The sequence below is a fragment of the Candidatus Acididesulfobacter guangdongensis genome (assembly GCA_004195045.1).
GTDB classification, from domain to species: domain Bacteria; phylum SZUA-79; class SZUA-79; order Acidulodesulfobacterales; family Acidulodesulfobacteraceae; genus Acididesulfobacter; species Acididesulfobacter guangdongensis.
The window spans coordinates 199,804-217,279 of record SGBC01000002.1; the positions used below are offsets into that span (position 1 = coordinate 199,804).

Here is a 17,476-nt window from a genome sequence, read left to right on the forward strand (position 1 = left end):
GGTTATATCTCCTTTGATTTAAGATATAAAGCTAAATTATACCAGAAATGATATTTCTGTTCATAAGGATCTATTATGTAATGGCTGCAAATTCTTATTATATCATCCAGTATTTCAGAATGACGCAAGGCATAGTTCCTTAGTTCCAGCCATTCCGGCATATCGCCTCTGGAGATAATATCGTCTATTGCCTCTAAAGAAAGGCTTTTTTTAATATCTGCATTTATATGACGGTGTTTCATACTGAAATCTTTTTTATTATTTTCCATTTTATTCACGTTTGCCATAATCATATTATACTATATCCGACCTTATCTATCAAAGCGAGAAACTTATTTTTACGATGTGGAGTTAAAAGACGAAATAGAAAATAATCTTTTGCTCAAGTCAGCAACGCTTCGCCGTTGCAATTTAACCTGCGGTGCTCTGGTTGGAAAAAGAATTCCTCATTTTCATTTTTTCTTTCCAACAAGAAATCTAATAGGCTTGGTAGTCGGTTTTTGGTTCTTGGGTTTCAGGCGCAACGTTATTACTTTGAGGAATGTCTATATTGTAGAGATTACTTTCAGTAATATGGTTATTTATCAATTAAAAAACAGTTAAAAGGTAAAAAAATGCCTCTGATAAAAATTAAAGACGTTGCCGAAATGCTGTCGATGAATGCAAACAGCATTTATAAACTTGTTTATCGCAAGGCTATCCCTTATATAAAAATAGGCGGAACTTTAAGATTCGATAAAGATAAAATTATTGCTTGGATTAATCAGAACAGCTATGATATTATTAATCCGAAAAGTAAGCGTTTGTAAATGTCGTTTGAGGAGGTGAAAAGTGGGCATTTATAAAAAAGCTAACAGCAATAATTTTATGATGAGTAAAACTATAAACGGTTTAAAAGGCGAAGTCAAATAGTTACAAATAGTTAAGGTATTTGACAGAAGAAGAATCGGAACGGCTTATATGGGCTTGTAGTAAAGAATTAAAACAAAACCTGGTGGGCTGCGCCGGGATCGAACCGGCGACCTACTGATTAAGAGTCAGTTGCTCTACCAATTGAGCTAGCAGCCCATATATGACAATTTTTATATATGATAATATAGAAAAAAATTGTTAATTATGTTATATTGTACCTATATCATAATTATATATGCAATATAATTACGTTCTATATGTTATGTTCTTTATGCTTTTTTATATATGTTTATCTGTACATATATATAGACAATTATATTATAATATGCTAATTTTATAACAGTAATAATTTTTAGTCAAGTATTTATGTTTTATTTATTTAAGTTAATACAAAATTTTAAAAACGATTTTCATGGATACATTACATAAAATAAAGTTGATATATGCATTTAACGATAAAGATGCGGAAAATCTGAAATTTCTAAAAAGTATCATGGAAGCAAATACAAAAGAATTTATTGCAGGGGTTTATTCTTATATTGCAAATTTTGAAGATTTCAGCAAATTCTTGCCGAATGATGAAATTAGAAACAGACATCAGGAAAAACTTAAATTCTGGTTTTTAAATATGTTTTCAGGCGAATATAATAATGATTATTTGCGAAGATTAAAAAGAATAGGCGAAGTGCATCAGGATATCAAACTGCCGTCGCATTATGTCAGCGCAACAATGAATTATATAAGGAATTATATTCACTCAATAATATTGAAAAATTTTAAAGACAGCGATAAAAAAGATTCTTTGATAGAATCAGTAAATAAAATTCTCGATATAAATCTTGATATTATTATAAGTTCGTATATAGATGAAGGAAAATTATATATTGCCGCTACAAAATTTGAATCTAAAATAATAAAATTAAGCTCTAAATTTTCTTATGTGCTTGATTTATTCTTAGTTTTAACACTAATGCTTTCAACGGCAATGGTTTTTATATTATTCTTTTTTGAAATATATAGATTTGCGACGAGCGGATTACCCTTTGAAACGACGGTAGTCGATATATTGGGAGCAATGTTAATCATATGGGCAATCAGAGAACTTTTAGAAGAAGAGGTAAAAAAGCTTCAGGGCAAAAAATTTGCGCTTAGCGCTTTCATTGGTCTTGCTATGGCGGCGCTGCTAAGAAAAATTTTAATATTTTCGCTTGCACCGCATAAATCACATGAGGTGGCTATTCTCGGATTATTAATTTTAATTTTAGGAATAGTTTATTGGCTTATGAATAAAAAAGGAGCTGATTCATAATTATTGCGATAATTTATTGCACGCAATATATTTTTTTGTGTGGCTCTATTTATTACATATAGCATATAGCCTATAATATATTCTTAATATAATAGTAATAGCGGGACTTGGAAATGCGCTACATTTATTATTTGTTGCAGATAGCTCATAATCCATACACATATTAATATATATTAGATTATAGCTATTTTATATATTGACTTGGGTTAATATATTATTATATACTTTATAATCATATAAAGCAGTATGAAGAGATATATCGGAAATAGTATGGTTAGAATTTATAGTACTTCTGTTGATGTCATTAGTGCAGTTGTCAGGAATAGCCCAGCAAATTTATCATATCGGGATGTGGCGCAGTTGGTAGCGCACCTGCTTTGGGAGCAGGGGGTCGCACGTTCAAATCGTGTCATCCCGACCATTTAAAACCGCAGCGAATAAGCACTTCAGGCAATACCTTTCTCTTGGCATTATCTCCAAAAATGGTAAAATAAGGCCAAATTTGGTAAAGTATTTTAAAAAGTTGCGATGAATTATGCCCTCAAAAAAAAGCTTCCGCTTTAAGACAACTTATTGTTCAATTAACGAAACCGCTGCCTTACGATTTAAAAGAAACTGATTTAACTAAATACAAAAATCTTGATAAAAAATGGCAGGATTGGCGGAATACAGAAGAATATTGCAAAAAGATTACTATAAATATTTTCACAAATTATAGTCCTAAGTTAGAACAAACTCAGATTCTAATAAAAAAATCGTAGTAGGAAAATTGCGCTTTTCCAAAATAGAAATACAGCATTTTAAAGGCTTTGTGCTGCATGATGTGTCAAAGTCGGGAAAGTCAGGAAAAAGCAGGAGAAACTAAAACTATTGCGGTCACCCGAAACACACCCTGTTTCGTCCGCTTCTTTTTGCATCGTATAATGCGTTGTCCACTCTGAAAACGATGCTCTGGTTTGTATCACCTTTTATTATCTCCGTTATTCCGAAACTGCACGTGACATATTGCCCTATATTAAAATCGTATTCCGCTATTTTTATTCTTAATCTTTCTGCAAGTTCTTTTGCGGTAACGAGAGATGTTTCAGTAGCTATAAGCATAAATTCTTCTCCGCCGTAGCGGGCAAAAAAATCGGTTGTTCTTAAATTTTGTTTAATTAGGTGTGATAATTCTTTTAAGATAGAATCGCCGATTTCATGACCGTATGTATCATTTATATCTTTAAATTTATCTATGTCAAACATTATAAGCGACAAAGGGCGGTTATACCTATTGGCTGTATTTAGCATCTCGGTTAGTTTAGAATCGAAAGAACGGCGATTTCCAGCTCCGGTCAGAGCATCTCTTTCAGCAAGTTCTTTATACGTTTCTCTTTCAACCAAGATATTCTGCTCTCTTAATATCTGATCGGTAACATCCGAAAATATGGCAAGACCGGTTTGTTTACCGTTGTAAGTTATTGCGGTCCTGAATAAATCTATATAGCGGATTTTATCACCTTTATCTTTATTCTCTTTCTCGTTATTGCCATTGCCAGAGCTAATATAGGCATATTTATAAATGAATCTTGATGACATTTCGCTGTTATGATACATTTTGAATATAGAAGAATTTTTATAATACAGTTGGTCTTCATTTATGCTAAAAAAGTCTGTTACGTTTAAGTTTAAAAATTCTTCTTTAGTATAATGAAATAAATGGAGAAGAGTAGGGTTCACGTATAAAAATTTATTTTCATCATAAATAGCAATGCCCGAATGAATGTTTTCTATCAATATATTTGATAAATCTCTTTCTTGAATAAGATTGTTGCGATTCTCTAAGTACTCAACCGCATACGATAATATTGATGAAATTTCTTTTAAAAATTTTACTTTTTTACCGTCGAAATAATCCTTTTGGCTGCTGCATACAACTAATGCTCCGAATGGTTTATCGTTAGTTTTTATCGGCATCGCGGCTAATGATAAGAAATTTAATTTTTTTAGTTTTTGCTGCCATGGCGCAGACGCTTTATCTGCTATAAAATCATTTGAGTATATAACCTCTGCGCTCCTCAGCGCTTTTCCGTAAATACCACGTCCTTCGGGCATATTTTCATCGGAAGATACTTTCAGGTTTTCAGTAAATTCTTTTATATTTTTTACTCCTGCGCTTGCAATTAATTTTGCGTACGGTTTATCGTCTTTAAAAACGCAGATGCCGTCTATCCCTATGTCTTTAGAAAATAGACCTGCCACATCTGTAAAAAATTCACCGTAATTTAAAGATTTAGGGATTAGATTATTAATCTGAGATATTGCAAGATAAAATAGCTTAGCAGTTTTCTCATTTTCATAAGATGATTCCAAATCAACAGCCGCCTGTCTTAAATTGTCCTCATATTTTGTTATTTTTTTTGAATTTATATATAATAAGACGTAAACAAAAAGCAAAATTAAAAGATATCCGAAAATAACACCCGGCAGCGCTATTTTAATATAGTCTGATTCTTTAAGTACCCAGCCGTGTGCTGTTTCAGCCCGTTTTTTATAGGATGATTTTAAAACGGATATGTATATTCTCAATTTATTCATATCTTTTATTCCCTTGTTTGTTTTCACAAGAGCCAGAGCAGAATTAACTTTATTTTGTTTTCTCAGCGCAATTGTTGCCTTAAGTTCGTTAAATTTTTTAGCGGTCAGCAATTTAATTGTTTTATAGTCTTTTGTATATTTTTTTGACAGCAGAGTTTTTAACTGCTTCATATCGTTTTTAACATTGACTTTGCCTGTTAAATACGGAGCAAGATACATAGACTTTCCGGTTAATAAAAATCCTCTCTGCCCTGTTTCGGCATTCAAAAGATTAATTAACGTATCGTTAAGAAGTCGCTGAACGCGCTCATATTTTTCAATTTTAGCTATTTTTTCTGCAACGCGCGCACCGTTAAAAAATACAAATGAGGTCATTAATATAACAATGGCTGTTGAAATTGCAATAGCGGCAATCGTCGTATAATGGGCGAGTTTATTCTGAGGCCTGTCGGGCAGTTTGCAATATATCATTTATTTTTCTTTATTATTTTTAGTTGTAAAATCATTATTAATTATTACGGCGTATAATATTCAAACTAATAATTTAACCAGTTCTTCTTCCGGAAGAGGTTTTGAAAACAAAAATCCCTGTATGCTTCCGCATCCCAAAAGTTTTAAAATATTAAGCTGCGCTTCGGTTTCAACGCCTTCCGCAACCGTTTGAATATCTAATTTGTTGGCAAGAAATATTATAGCATCTATTATAGCAAAATCTTTATCGCTGTTCTGCAGATTTCTTATAAACGAAATATCTATTTTGATAATATCTATAGGAAGATATCGCAGGTATGACAAAGAAGAATAGCCCGTTCCGAAATCGTCTATCGATATTTTAATGCCCATATCGCGAAGGGCGTTCAATGTATCATAATTTGATTCTTTTAAAAATACCCTTTCTATCAGTTCAACATTTATAAATGAAGGATGTATATCATATTTATTAAGATTTTTCTGTATTAATTTATCTAAATTTTTTTTCTCAAATGTTAAAGATGATATATTAATAGAAACAGGCGCTATATTTAAACCGGAATCTTTCCACGTTCTTAATTTTTTAGCTGTTTCTTCAACAAGCCAATCTTCAACGTCTAATATGAGCGCAGTTTTTTCAAGCTCCGGTATGAATTCCGAAGGTGGTATTATATTACCGTTTTTAATCCAACGCAGCAGGGCTTCCATACCGGCAAGTTTACCTGTTTTAGTATTATAATATGGCTGAAAATAAAGTACTAATTCTTTATTTTTTATAGCTTCCTGAAGTTCTCTTTTAAAAGTCAGGCTTTTTCTTATATTTTTCTCTAAATCCGAGTTATAGAAACTTACCGCATTGTCTCCCATTTCCTTGGCGTTAGAAAGACTTATCTGAGCTTTTGAAATAAGAGTTTTAGAATCGTGTCCGTCTTCGGGATATAAACTTACGCCTATATTATAAAATATATCGACCTCTGTACCATCCGATATTTTAAAGGTTTCATTAAATGTCGCTTTAATTTTGTTTAATACCGTCAATACGTCTTCTTTAAGCCTGATATTTCTCAAAGTTACAATAAAATTATCCCCTTTGAGTTTGCCGATTAAATCTGTTTCTTTCAGAACACCGCGCAGAGCAGACGAAATTTCCATTAACAATTTATCGCCTGCGGAATAACCGTAAATGCTGTTGATTTTTGAATATTCTCTTAATCCTATTATAACAACGCATATGATGCTATCCGGTTTTGCCGTTAAAAGCATTGCGTCCAGTTTTTCAAAAAACAGATTAATGTTCGGAAGTTTTGTTACGGCATCTAGAGAGGTTGCCTCAAAAAGCATGCTCTGGTATTCTTTTTCTTTTGTTATATTTCTGCCTATGGCAATATAGCCGGTAATTTTATCATTGAATTTAACCGGAATTATGGTATCGTCCAAATAAACTAATTCTCCGTTTTTAGCCCTGTCTATTATAACCGTGTTGTAGGGTTCGCCGTTTTTAACAGTATCCCATAAAAGTTTGTAAAATTGTTTGTCGTGCAGACCCGACTTAAAAATACTGGGATTTTTACCTATTACCTCTTCTTTTGTATAACCGGATATTATTTCCGCAGCCCTGTTTACGAAAGTGATATTTGCTTTATCATCTGTTATTATTACCCAGTCGGTCGAGTTTTCTAACCCGTTAGAAAAAATATAGCTGAATTTGTTTTCTTCAATTTTATCTATGGCGAAAGATATATCGCCCATTATTTCTTTTAGCAGTTTAACTACGCTTTCGCTAAAAAAATTTTGTTTTGTAATGCATAATGTTATTTCCCCATATAGTTCGCCTTTCTTTATAAGCGGTATATTAGCTATAGAAAATTGTTCGTCAGCCGTGATGCCTAAAAATTTTTTACACAGATTCAGTTTCGGACAGTCTGAAAGCATATCATTGCAGACATAAACATCTTTTCGCAGTAAAGGCAATGCGCATGAAACTTGAGTAGTGCCTGAAGCATCGCTTGAACTGTTTAAGTCCAATTCTAATTTACCGCCGCAATCTTTCTGATTGCTTTTGCAGTATTCCGGTTCAATAATATCGGATGCGTCTTTATATCCGAACCATACAGTGTCATAGCCTATTTCATTAACAAGAATATCGCATATGCCTTTGAGCAATTCGGTTTCGTTATTAGTTCTCACTATAAGCTGGTTAATCTGACTCAGCGTAAAATACATCATAGTCAGATTTTTTATCTGTTCTTCCTGAAGATATTCTTTTGTGATATCGACCATAATAGCGAGACAGACAAATTTATTTTTATAGAAAATAGTATTTGCAGAAGTGCGTATGTATTTTATCTCGTTGCTTTTAGCTATCACCGCTATATTAGACCAGCTGAACGGAAAGACTTCACCTTTTTCCCTTCGTTTAATAATCTGTTTTATATCTTCTTTAATTTTTACATCATGAACTATGTCCCATATTTTTATATGCTTTTCTTTAAGTTCGTTTAACGAATATCCCAATGTTTCTTCAAATGTTTTATTGACATAGATAAAGCCTTCGGTATCGCATATATGGACGCCTATTGCTGCGCTTTCCGAAATTGTCTTAAAAAAAGAAGCTTCTTCCTTTAAGGTTTCTATTAATTTTTCTTCCGGCGTATTGTTTTCCATTATAAATTATTAAATTGCTATCTGATAAATATTATGTAAAATAAAGGCAGGCACAACAATTCATTCACAACAAATAATTTTACGGACCATTTATGGAGGGCATTAAATTCTTTCCTTCTCGGGTCGTCCTTTGCCGTAACGGTAATTGAGATCATCTGTTTTTTCAGGCTGTTCATCTTTTTGGAAATAAAATTTTCAGAAAATATAGTCAAAATGAGAATAACAAATGGCTCAAGAAGAATAAAAATATTACTGTATCCGTTTATATACAAAAAATATCCAGATAATATCATTATCGGCAAAATAATAAATCCTAATACCGAGAATTTATGCAAGAGCGAACCTACTATATTTCCTGCTTCATCCCTTGATTTTATTGTCTTAAAGATGAACGGAGCAGTGAAATATCCGATAAAAATGCTCGAACCGAAAAAAGCAGATAAACATATAAGATAAATATACAGCAATATTGTTATTAGCATCGCAGTTGTTCTCCTTGTAATTTAGTTACGATATTTAACTATAGTGTTAAATATTGCAGCGCTATATATTATAATTAAATACAATAATTAAATACAATAATTAAAGTATTATAATTATAAATATTATAAATAGCGGCATTATATATCCTTAATTCTGCAATAGAAAGTTATCTACAAGGAAAAGGTGTCAGATTAATTTTTTTGCAAATATTTTCTTTGTTAATTGAACTATTCCATATGCAAAAAAATAAAATCTGACACCTTTTCCTTTAATCTTGCAATAGAAAGTTATCTTTTGCTTAACCGAGCAAAGAAATGCATAAATATTTTCTATTGCGGATTAAGGTATATATCTATTGTTGTAAAAAATTTATATATACCGCTATAAAAATTATGCATGTATGTATATATGTCTGTACATCTGTAATCTGTAAGTCTGCGCGTCTGCATGTCTGTATGCCTGTCGTTATAAAATTTTTATTAGTTATCTTTTAACAAACTTATTGCAAATTGCTTCGCCGTTCTTCCTGAGCGCGAACCTTTTATCGCTGCAAAATTTACGGCTTCTTTTCTTATTTGATTTAGGTTAAGTGTAGAAATACCCAGGTCATACTGCTTTAAATACATTTCTACTATACGCAGATAAGTTTCCTGGTCAAAACTGTAAAGTCCGAAGCTCAGACCGAATCTGTCGCTTAGAGACAGACCTTCTTCATACTCTTGTTCTGGATGTATAAAGTTTTCAACATTATTTGACGATGCAAATTTTTCCGTAGTCAAATGCCTTTTGTTGGAAGTTGCATAAATGATGACATTTTCCGGAAGTTCATCTAAACCGCCGTCAAGAATTGATTTTAATTTTTTATAGAATAAGGAATCAGCGTCAAAGGCAATATCGTCAAAAAATAAAATAAATCTGTACGGTTCGTCTTTTATCATGCTTATAAGCTCGTAAATTAATTCTGCGGTATCTTCAACAATTTCTATAAATTTTATTTTATCAACATACGGTTCGTCATTGAATGATTTTGTTATAGCTCTTATAAGCGAAGATTTGCCGGTACCTCTGTCGCCCCAAAGAAGAACGTTATTGGCGGGTTTTCCAGAGGCAAACTTAAAGGTATTTTTAAATACTTCTTTTATAATATCGTCAATGCCAATAAAATCGGATATTGCCAGTGAATTAATGTTTTTAATGGGTTTTAAAATATATTTTGAATCAGTTTTTAAGAATTTGAATGAGCCGCTGTTCTTCAGGTTATTTTTATCAAACAGAATGCAGTTTAAAACTTCTAAATTTTGACTATTTATATTATTATTATTATTTATATTACTTATGTTATTTATTTTGTTTATATTTTGTTCGTTATCGTTATCGTTGTTTATCGCAGAAGATGCTTGGTTAGATGCCTGCAATAACTCAATGAGCAAATTAAATTTTTCGTTAAATTGCAAAAAAGAATTATGAATATTGTATATTAGTTTGTTTGTTATTTTAAATTCTTCCTGAAAAGATCGCAAAATATTGTTTAACGTATTATTATTTTGCTCTTTATTATCCGTACCTGCTTTCTCAACAGGAAAATCAATAGAATTAATAGAACCGTTTTGCCGGCTGTTTAAATTATCGGATCGTTTCATTTTATATTTATAGGTTTTATATTTTATTTTTACAATATATTACAATATATTATTTATATTTATATTTATATTTATATTTATATCTATATCTATTTTTTTCTTTGTTGTTATTTATTTTATATATTTATAAATTTTATAATGTATTGTTTATATTATATTATATTATATCTAATATATTTATATTTATTTATTTATTATTCTTCATTTTATTATTATTCATTTTTTATATTTATAAATTTTATATTATTCATTTTTTATATTTATAAATTTTATAATGTATTATTTAAATGATGCGTTAAGTTTTATAGAGCAGTATGAAGAACACATAGAACATACTTTATCGTCTTTTAACGCGATAGCCGAACGCATTTCTCTGGCTTTTTCTGGATCCAAAGCACTGTTGTACTGTCCTTCCCAGTTCATAGTTTTTCGGAAATTGCTCATTGCAATATCTTTCTGAATCGCATTCTTGACGCCTTTCGCGATATCTCCAGCGTGAGCCGCTATTTTAGCAGCTATTACCCCATTTTTAACATCTTCGGCAGATGGAAGTCTCAAATGTTCCGCCGGCGTGACATAGCATAAAAAGTCGGCGCCTGCGCCTGCCGCAATAGCTCCTCCTATGGCGCTTGTAATATGGTCATATCCCGGAGCAATATCGGTAACGAGCGGACCTAAAACATAAAACGGGGCGCCGCTGCATAAACTTTTTTGAAGCTTTATATTTGTTTCAACCTGATTTAACGGAACATGACCCGGACCTTCAATCATAACTTGCACATCTTCTTCCAACGCCTTTTTTGCAAGTTCTCCAAGCGTTACAAGTTCAGTTATTTGAGCTCTGTCCGTAGCATCTGCTATGCTTCCGGGTCTTAACCCGTCCCCAAGGCTTAACACTACGTCATTTTTTTTTGCTATTTTAACTAGACGGTCATATTGCTCGTATAAAGGATTTTCCCTGTTATTTTTTATCATCCACGTGGCTATTAACGAACCGCCTCTTGAAACTATGCCGAGAATTCTTGACTGTTCATTCATTCTTTTTATTGCTTCCAATGTTAATCCGCAATGTACCGTGATAAAATCAACGCCTTCTTCGCATTGTCTTTCAATAACTTCAAATAATATTTCAGGGTCAAATTTTTCAATGGGTTCGTTTTTGTCCATAAGGTACTGAAACGCTTCGTAAAGCGGTACTGTTCCAAGCGGAATAGTAGAGTTTTTAAGTATCTTTTCTCTGAATTCCTTTATATTTCCTCCGGTTGATAAATCCATTACGGCGTCTGCTCCGTTATCTATAGAAACAAACAGTTTTTCTAATTCTTCATCAATGCTGCAAATGTCGCCGGAAGAACCGATGTTGGAATTTACCTTGGTAGACAAGTCTTTTCCGATAGCCAGAGGTTGTATATCATGGACTTTATTTTTTAAAATAACCGTATGTCCGTTTGCAATATCGCGCATGATTTTTTCAGGCAGAACATCTTCTTTATTTGCGACAAATATCATTTCGTCAGTAACTATATTATGTTTTGCAGATTCAATTTGATTCATAATTTTCTCCTCATTTTATATTATGCCGTGATACCGTGCTATGAAGCTATTTTATTAATTTTATTATGCTATAGTATACATGATGATATAGCTATTATTAAATTGCCGTTATTATTTTATAAATAAAATATTTATCATTATAACATAGTTTTATATTTTTTGTTATTAGTTTATTCAGTGAATTATCGGTTATATGTTTTGTCTTTAACAGTTTTTATACTTGTTGGTCTAAAAAGCGGGGGCAAATATAATAAATGTAAATCTATCTAATTTAATTCAAATTAAATTAAACTAAACTAAACTAAACTAAACTAAACTAAATCCATTAAATTTAAATCTACCTGAGCTGCATCGAAATATATATCTTTATTATCCAAATCCTGTATCTAAATCCTTTCATTTAAATCTAAATTCTTGCTTGACCGGAATTTAATGCGCAGCTTATTATTTTTATGGTTTCTCTGTTGTCTTTTTTCTTAAGTATTGCCGACTGAATTGCTGCATATGAAGTTCCGGCATTTCTAATTGCCTGAATATTGTGTTCGTTTATTCCGCCAAGCGCAAAAACCGGTATGGTCAAGTCTTTTACGACAGCTTTAAGGGCATCTAAGCCTTGTTCAAATTCCTGATTTTTGGTTTTAAAGATAGGACTGAATGTTACGGCATCCGCTCCGTCTTTTTGAGCATTCAGAGCTTCTTCATATGAATGCGATGAATAAAATATCAGCATTTTTCCATACTGCTCTCTTATAACTTTTACCGGAATACTGTTTTTGTTTAAATGAACCCCGTCGGCTCCAAGCGCAAGCGATATATCAACTCTGTCGTTTATAAAAAAATAAATATCGTCGTATTGTTCGATAATTTTTTTTATTTTTTCCCCGAGATAAATAATTTGACGAACAGTTAAATCTTTTTGCCTTAGCTGAAACGCTTTTATACCGTTATCAAAGCACATTTTAAGTTTGTCGAGATATTCCTGTTCCGAAGAAAAGAAGTTTTTTTCACCGATCAGATATATATTAAATTTGATAGCAGAATTCATTGTATTATATTTAATTTTGTTTATATCGTATTATACCTTAATTCTGCAATAGAAAGTTATCTGCTCGGAAAAGGTGTCAGATTAATTTTTTTGCAAATATTTTCTTTGTTAATTGAACTATTCCATATGCAAAAAAATAAGATCTGACACCTTTTCCTTATATTTTGCTTAACCGAGCAAAGAAATGCATAAATATTTTCTATTGCAGGATTAAAGTTATATTTAATTTTGTTTATATCAATTTATTTATGGTATTATATTAATTTTGCGTATATTATTATGCCTTATGTTTATATTTAGATTGATGATATTGCCGTTCTGCAATGTATGTACACTATATTTATTTTATTGCCATTTATTATATTTACAAAAATAAAACTTGTCAATTAAAACTGCTTATGATATTATTCATTAATGATAAATAATATTAATTAATAATTATTATTGTATTTATATTTGAATTTATTTATTTTTGTGATATGTTATTAATATAAGGCGGATGTTGCGATATAAATATTAAATATATATAATCTCTGCCGAAAAGTTTATTTATAGTTTCTTAACAGAATCAGCAAAAAATAAACAGAAACTAAATTAATTAAAATTAAATTACGGAGGTATTGTATTATGAAGTGGAAATGCACAGTATGCGGTTATATTCACGATGGTGATTCAGCTCCTGATATTTGTCCTAAATGCGGAGCACCGAAAGAAAAATTTGAAAAAATTGCTCCCGATGTTGAACAGGTTATCGAGCGTTCAAGAAAAACTAATCAATTACATATGGATTTGGCGCATATGCTGACAAAAATTATTGCCATTTCAGAAGACGGCATAGCGGATAACCTTGATCCAAATTGCGTAAGCATATTCCAAAAAGCTAAGAAGTCTGCATATGAATTGAGGCAGATGTCAAAAGCAGAGATAGTTGCCCACATTAATAAACAAAAATGGGGTTGATTATAAATATTCTAAATATTGATAGTATTAATATTTAATGTATTTTATGAGATTTAGATTGGTTTATTATTCTCAAATATTCTTAAATGCTAATATTTGATGCTAATAATAAATGTTAATTTTTATCTAAATTTTTTTTTATTGTTTCTAACCGTAAATTTCTTGGCTTAATGTCGGGAGATTTACGGTTTTTTAGTTTTTTATTATATTTTATCTTGACTTATTTGTTGATTGAAAATAAAATAATGGCATATCGAAAATAATTAAAATGCTCCGCATATGTATATTGTTATAATTTTATATTATTTTGTTTCTACATATAAATGAGGTTGAATATGCAATTAAATGATTCCGTCCGTTCAATGTTTGTTTCAAACATGGTGTCAAAATTTTCAAGATGCCCTAACGATTCTGATGCAATTTGCTCTGAAGTATGCCCTCTAAGTTCTTTCAAAGAAAAAGCAGCGGTCAATTTCAATGTAAATTTTGATTATAAGGGCAATTTAGACTATGCGCTGTCGATGGTTAGTCAGGGGTATAGCGGCGATTTTGATTCTATAGGCGATTCAGACGTAAAATCTTCTAAAATTATGCACGGATTATGTGAGACATTATTCAAATCAGGATATTTTAATGAATTGGAATATAAAGAATCAGAACATAAAGTAGCTGTTGTCGGGTCGGGTCCGGCAGGATTATCCGCAGCAATATTGCTTGGCAAATGGGGAATTGGCGTAGATGTTTATGAATCTAAAAAATTGCTTGGAGGTCTTTCCAGAAATTCGCTGCCTATATCTAATATGCATGAAAAAATTATAGATAAAGAAATCAGATTAAAATCACCTTCTAATATCAATTATCTGACTGAGCAGAGAGTTCTGGACGTACAGGCGCTTAAAGAAAAATATTCCGCCGTTATAGTTGCCGTAGGTGTATATACGGACAACGATTTAATGATATATTCTGAAAACGGAAATTTTAGTGAAATAAAAGACGATATTGCAAACCCGTATATAAACGATAAAAATTTGCAATCGATGAAAGATAAAACAGTTGCTATTATAGGATACGGCAATTTAGGGGTAAGTCTGGCAATAAAATTAAAAAAAATAGGCGCTAAGGATGTTTATCTGGTATTTCCTAAAGATTTCAAAAATGTTCCGACGTGGGACAAACAGATTATTAAAGATTTTAATATTGGAATTAAATTTTTTATGTTTGAATCTGATAACTATATTATGGATTCTTTGGATATTAAATCAAACAAAATTATCAAACTTCATCTGAACAGAATAGGCAGCACATCCTATTATGGTTTTAATCCTGATTATAATGATGTTTACGAACTCGATGCCGATGAAATACTATTTGTAAATCCGCCAAAAATTTATAGCGAATTTTGTAAAGAAAATACAATTATTTGCGGCGAAACAAAAGGTTTAATCGGCATAAACAGTGATAATTATATGACCCGCATTAACGGGGTATTTGCTGCAGGAGACGCAGTTTTAGGCGGTTCATCTGTTCCGCGTTCCGCTTTGAGCGGAAAGACTGCTGCAATTAATGTTTATAAATATCTTGAAAAATTATAAAATTTATTGCATAATTAAAAGTCGTTTGTTTTATACCTGGTATATATATTTTTTATATCTATTTAATTTAACTTATGTCAAAAGGGGGAATTTATTATGGATGAAAAACAAGCAGCAAAAATTACTTGGGCAGTCGTTATAGTTAGCGTTATTGCAATAGTTGCTTTAGGTATTTTCGCCGCATCGGGATTGAATTATAAAATATTTTAATTATTTTTTTTGTTAGCCGGATAAGTTATAGTTTAGGGCAAAAATACACAGCATTGAAAAAATAACATAAAATGTCTTGACTTACTGATTAATTTATATTATCATATTAAATCTTGCTATCGAGAGCCGCTAGCTCAGCTGGTAGAGCACCTGACTTTTAATCAGGTGGTCGTGGGTTCGACCCCCGCGCGGCTCACCATTAGAAACCGCAGCAAATAAGCCATTTTAGCAGCATTCCCCTTGGCAGGCGCATTCTTAACTTCACCGCTAAAGTCAAAAAACAGTTTATATTCCTATACTCCCTATACAAAGTTATCCCAAACCCAGAGTAAAGTCGGGATGAATTAAAAAATATATTGTAAAATAAGAATATTTTATTCAAACAGGTAATACAGTCGGGAATGGTATGCGGGAGCGAACAGGATTTAGGATAATCTGCGAAATCCCCTCTTTTTTTAAAGGAGAGATGTATAAGGTTTTCTATAAAAAATCCTTTATTATTTTAAAGAATGGTTGTATAATCTGATAAAGAATTAATTTAACGAATCGAATCGGTTGAAAACAAAATAATTGTAATTGTAATTGTAATTGTAATTGTAATTGTAATTGTAATTGTAATCATAAAACAGTTTTATAGCTTTTGCAGGAAAAAAATTTTATTTTTGGAGGATTTTTATGTCTGGTCATAGCAAGTGGAGCACCATTAAAAGAAAAAAAGGCGCGATAGACGCAAAAAGAGGAAAAATATTTACTAATATTATAAGGGAAATGATTACGGCAACACGAATAGGAGGAAAAGACCCTTCTTCTAATCCGCGCCTCAGACTTGCTATTGACGAAGCTAAGGCAAATAATATGCCTAAAGAAAATATAGAAAGAGCCATAAAAAAAGGAGCAGGCGAGCTTGAAGGAGATTCATACGAAGAGTTGATTTATGAAGGCTACGGTCCTGCGGGCGTCGCCATACTGATTGAAGTTCTGACAGATAATAAAAACAGGACGGTTTCCGAATTAAGATATGCGCTTTCAAGACACGGCGGAAGTCTGGGAGAATCCGGCTGCGTTGCATGGATGTTTAATAAAAAAGGAACGCTTGGATTTGATGCTTCAAAATATGCAGAAGATGATATAATGGAGACTGCGCTGGAACTTGGAGCCGAAGACGTTAAAACGGAAGAAGATGAAATAATAGTAACTACCGACCCTAAGGATTTTGAAGATATTAAAAAAGCGTTTGAAGATAAGAAAATGACTGTGAAGTTTGCAGAGGTCACATATATCCCGCAAACTTATATTGAACTTCAGGGAAAAGAATCGGAACAGATGATTAAACTTTTAGACGCTCTTGAAGAAATTGAAGGTATTCAGAATGTTAATGCAAATTTTGATATAATCGATGATAAAGAAGAATAGCAGATGTTCCTGCAGCGTTAATAATATTAGCGATATTAATAATATTAATGATTCAATAAGAATTATAGGAATTGACCCGGGTTCAATATATACCGGATGGGGCATTTTAGATTCTGTTCAATTCGGCAGAAAAATAAAGTTAGTTTCTGTCGGACTTATTGATGCAAAAAAATATTCCTATCCGAATAATCTGGCTCTGATTTTTAATGAACTAAAACAGATAATTGAGGAGTATCGCCCTGCAATTATGGTTATAGAATCAGTTTTTTTAGGTTTAAACCCTTCTTCGCTGATTAAACTTTCGCAAGCCCGAGGCGCTATATGCCTGCTATCCTCATTATACGGCATCAGTCTGAAAGAATATGCGCCGAGGTATATAAAAAAAAATGTCGCAGGTTACGGCGGAGCTGATAAAGAAGCTGTACGCAGAATGGTTTATAATTTTATAAAAGAATTGAATGATATTGATGTCGCAGGCAATATCGAAAACGGAAAAAATTGCGGTAAAGACGCCAAACCTCTTAATAATAATGTTTCAGACGCTCTGAGCGCCGCCATATGCTGCGCTACCGATATGTCAAATTATGTTTAGCTAAATAACCATATAGCTAAATAGCCATATAACTAAATGACTAAATAGCTAAAT

The 17,476-nt window shown here is 31.9% G+C and carries 14 protein-coding genes and 3 tRNA genes; 9 read left to right on the forward strand and 8 right to left on the reverse strand.

Annotation, left to right across the window (positions count from 1 at the left end):
• Window positions 1-2 precede the first annotated feature (2 nt).
• On the reverse strand, window positions 3-287 hold the full coding sequence (locus tag EVJ46_05040; protein ID RZD16396.1) for a hypothetical protein: 285 nt from the start codon (window positions 285-287) through the stop codon (window positions 3-5).
• A 58-nt stretch (window positions 288-345) separates the two neighbouring features.
• Between EVJ46_05040 and EVJ46_05045 the strand changes: the two genes are divergently transcribed.
• Together EVJ46_05045 and EVJ46_05050 are read left to right on the forward strand one after the other, a co-directional pair.
• A complete protein-coding gene (locus EVJ46_05045; GenBank protein RZD16397.1) occupies window positions 346-603 on the forward strand; it encodes a hypothetical protein in 258 nt (85 codons plus the stop codon).
• 11 nt (window positions 604-614) lie between these two features.
• Window positions 615-809, forward strand: coding sequence for a DNA-binding protein (locus EVJ46_05050; protein RZD16398.1), 195 nt, complete (start codon window positions 615-617; stop codon window positions 807-809).
• Window positions 810-992: 183 nt separating this feature from the next.
• Here EVJ46_05050 and EVJ46_05055 read toward each other — a convergent pair.
• A tRNA-Lys gene (locus tag EVJ46_05055) sits at window positions 993-1,068 on the reverse strand.
• A 256-nt stretch (window positions 1,069-1,324) separates the two neighbouring features.
• Here EVJ46_05055 and EVJ46_05060 point away from each other — a divergent pair.
• Both EVJ46_05060 and EVJ46_05065 read left to right on the forward strand, forming a co-directional pair.
• Window positions 1,325-2,221 (forward strand): hypothetical protein, encoded by an 897-nt coding sequence (locus EVJ46_05060; protein ID RZD16399.1) that lies wholly within the window; start codon window positions 1,325-1,327, stop codon window positions 2,219-2,221.
• A 345-nt stretch (window positions 2,222-2,566) separates the two neighbouring features.
• A tRNA-Pro gene (locus EVJ46_05065) sits at window positions 2,567-2,642 on the forward strand.
• Window positions 2,643-3,097: 455 nt separating this feature from the next.
• Here the strand turns inward: EVJ46_05065 and EVJ46_05070 are convergent.
• The 6 genes from EVJ46_05070 to EVJ46_05095 form a co-directional block, all read right to left on the reverse strand.
• Window positions 3,098-5,269 carry a diguanylate cyclase gene (locus tag EVJ46_05070; protein ID RZD16400.1) on the reverse strand — a complete coding sequence of 724 codons (2,172 nt, stop codon included), beginning with the start codon at window positions 5,267-5,269 and terminating at the stop codon, window positions 3,098-3,100.
• Between the two features lie 60 nt (window positions 5,270-5,329).
• Window positions 5,330-7,933, reverse strand: a complete 2,604-nt coding sequence (locus EVJ46_05075) for an EAL domain-containing protein (protein RZD16401.1) — start codon at window positions 7,931-7,933, stop codon at window positions 5,330-5,332.
• A gap of 17 nt (window positions 7,934-7,950) precedes the next feature.
• A complete protein-coding gene (locus EVJ46_05080) occupies window positions 7,951-8,415 on the reverse strand; it encodes a DUF4149 domain-containing protein (GenBank protein RZD16402.1) in 465 nt (154 codons plus the stop codon).
• A gap of 480 nt (window positions 8,416-8,895) precedes the next feature.
• Window positions 8,896-10,056, reverse strand: coding sequence for a DUF815 domain-containing protein (locus EVJ46_05085; protein ID RZD16403.1), 1,161 nt, complete (start codon window positions 10,054-10,056; stop codon window positions 8,896-8,898).
• A 279-nt stretch (window positions 10,057-10,335) separates the two neighbouring features.
• Window positions 10,336-11,610, reverse strand: a complete 1,275-nt coding sequence (gene thiC / locus EVJ46_05090; protein RZD16404.1) for a phosphomethylpyrimidine synthase ThiC — start codon at window positions 11,608-11,610, stop codon at window positions 10,336-10,338.
• Between the two features lie 406 nt (window positions 11,611-12,016).
• A complete protein-coding gene (locus EVJ46_05095; GenBank protein RZD16405.1) occupies window positions 12,017-12,655 on the reverse strand; it encodes a thiamine phosphate synthase in 639 nt (212 codons plus the stop codon).
• Window positions 12,656-13,279: 624 nt separating this feature from the next.
• On the opposite strand from EVJ46_05095, the gene EVJ46_05100 reads away from it, so the two are divergent.
• The 5 genes from EVJ46_05100 to ruvC all read left to right on the forward strand — a co-directional run bounded on the left by EVJ46_05100 (window position 13,280) and on the right by ruvC (window position 17,422).
• Window positions 13,280-13,615, forward strand: a complete 336-nt coding sequence (locus tag EVJ46_05100; GenBank protein RZD16406.1) for a rubredoxin — start codon at window positions 13,280-13,282, stop codon at window positions 13,613-13,615.
• A 323-nt stretch (window positions 13,616-13,938) separates the two neighbouring features.
• Window positions 13,939-15,207 carry a hypothetical protein gene (locus tag EVJ46_05105; GenBank protein RZD16407.1) on the forward strand — a complete coding sequence of 423 codons (1,269 nt, stop codon included), beginning with the start codon at window positions 13,939-13,941 and terminating at the stop codon, window positions 15,205-15,207.
• A gap of 333 nt (window positions 15,208-15,540) precedes the next feature.
• Window positions 15,541-15,616: transfer RNA gene (locus EVJ46_05110), tRNA-Lys, on the forward strand.
• A gap of 476 nt (window positions 15,617-16,092) precedes the next feature.
• Window positions 16,093-16,830: a YebC/PmpR family DNA-binding transcriptional regulator gene (locus tag EVJ46_05115; GenBank protein ID RZD16408.1), complete on the forward strand. Its 738-nt coding sequence runs from the start codon at window positions 16,093-16,095 to the stop codon at window positions 16,828-16,830.
• Window positions 16,814-17,422, forward strand: coding sequence for a crossover junction endodeoxyribonuclease RuvC (gene ruvC / locus EVJ46_05120; protein RZD16409.1), 609 nt, complete (start codon window positions 16,814-16,816; stop codon window positions 17,420-17,422). Before EVJ46_05115 ends, ruvC begins: the two co-directional genes overlap by 17 nt.
• The last annotated feature ends 54 nt before the right edge of the window (window positions 17,423-17,476 follow it).

Bases quoted from the DNA above. Each gene is read 5' to 3' on its own strand.
- EVJ46_05040 (RZD16396.1), bottom strand. From the start codon at position 287: ATGGCAAACGTGAATAAAATGGAAAATAATAAAAAAGATTTCAGTATG.
- EVJ46_05050 (RZD16398.1), top strand. From the start codon at position 615: ATGCCTCTGATAAAAATTAAAGACGTTGCCGAAATGCTGTCGATGAAT.
- EVJ46_05060 (RZD16399.1), top strand. From the start codon at position 1,325: ATGGATACATTACATAAAATAAAGTTGATATATGCATTTAACGATAAA.
- EVJ46_05070 (RZD16400.1), bottom strand. From the start codon at position 5,269: ATGATATATTGCAAACTGCCCGACAGGCCTCAGAATAAACTCGCCCAT.
- EVJ46_05075 (RZD16401.1), bottom strand. From the start codon at position 7,933: ATGGAAAACAATACGCCGGAAGAAAAATTAATAGAAACCTTAAAGGAA.
- EVJ46_05080 (RZD16402.1), bottom strand. From the start codon at position 8,415: ATGCTAATAACAATATTGCTGTATATTTATCTTATATGTTTATCTGCT.
- EVJ46_05085 (RZD16403.1), bottom strand. From the start codon at position 10,056: ATGAAACGATCCGATAATTTAAACAGCCGGCAAAACGGTTCTATTAAT.
- thiC (RZD16404.1), bottom strand. From the start codon at position 11,610: ATGAATCAAATTGAATCTGCAAAACATAATATAGTTACTGACGAAATG.
- EVJ46_05095 (RZD16405.1), bottom strand. From the start codon at position 12,655: ATGAATTCTGCTATCAAATTTAATATATATCTGATCGGTGAAAAAAAC.
- EVJ46_05105 (RZD16407.1), top strand. From the start codon at position 13,939: ATGAGGTTGAATATGCAATTAAATGATTCCGTCCGTTCAATGTTTGTT.
- EVJ46_05115 (RZD16408.1), top strand. From the start codon at position 16,093: ATGTCTGGTCATAGCAAGTGGAGCACCATTAAAAGAAAAAAAGGCGCG.
- ruvC (RZD16409.1), top strand. From the start codon at position 16,814: ATGATAAAGAAGAATAGCAGATGTTCCTGCAGCGTTAATAATATTAGC.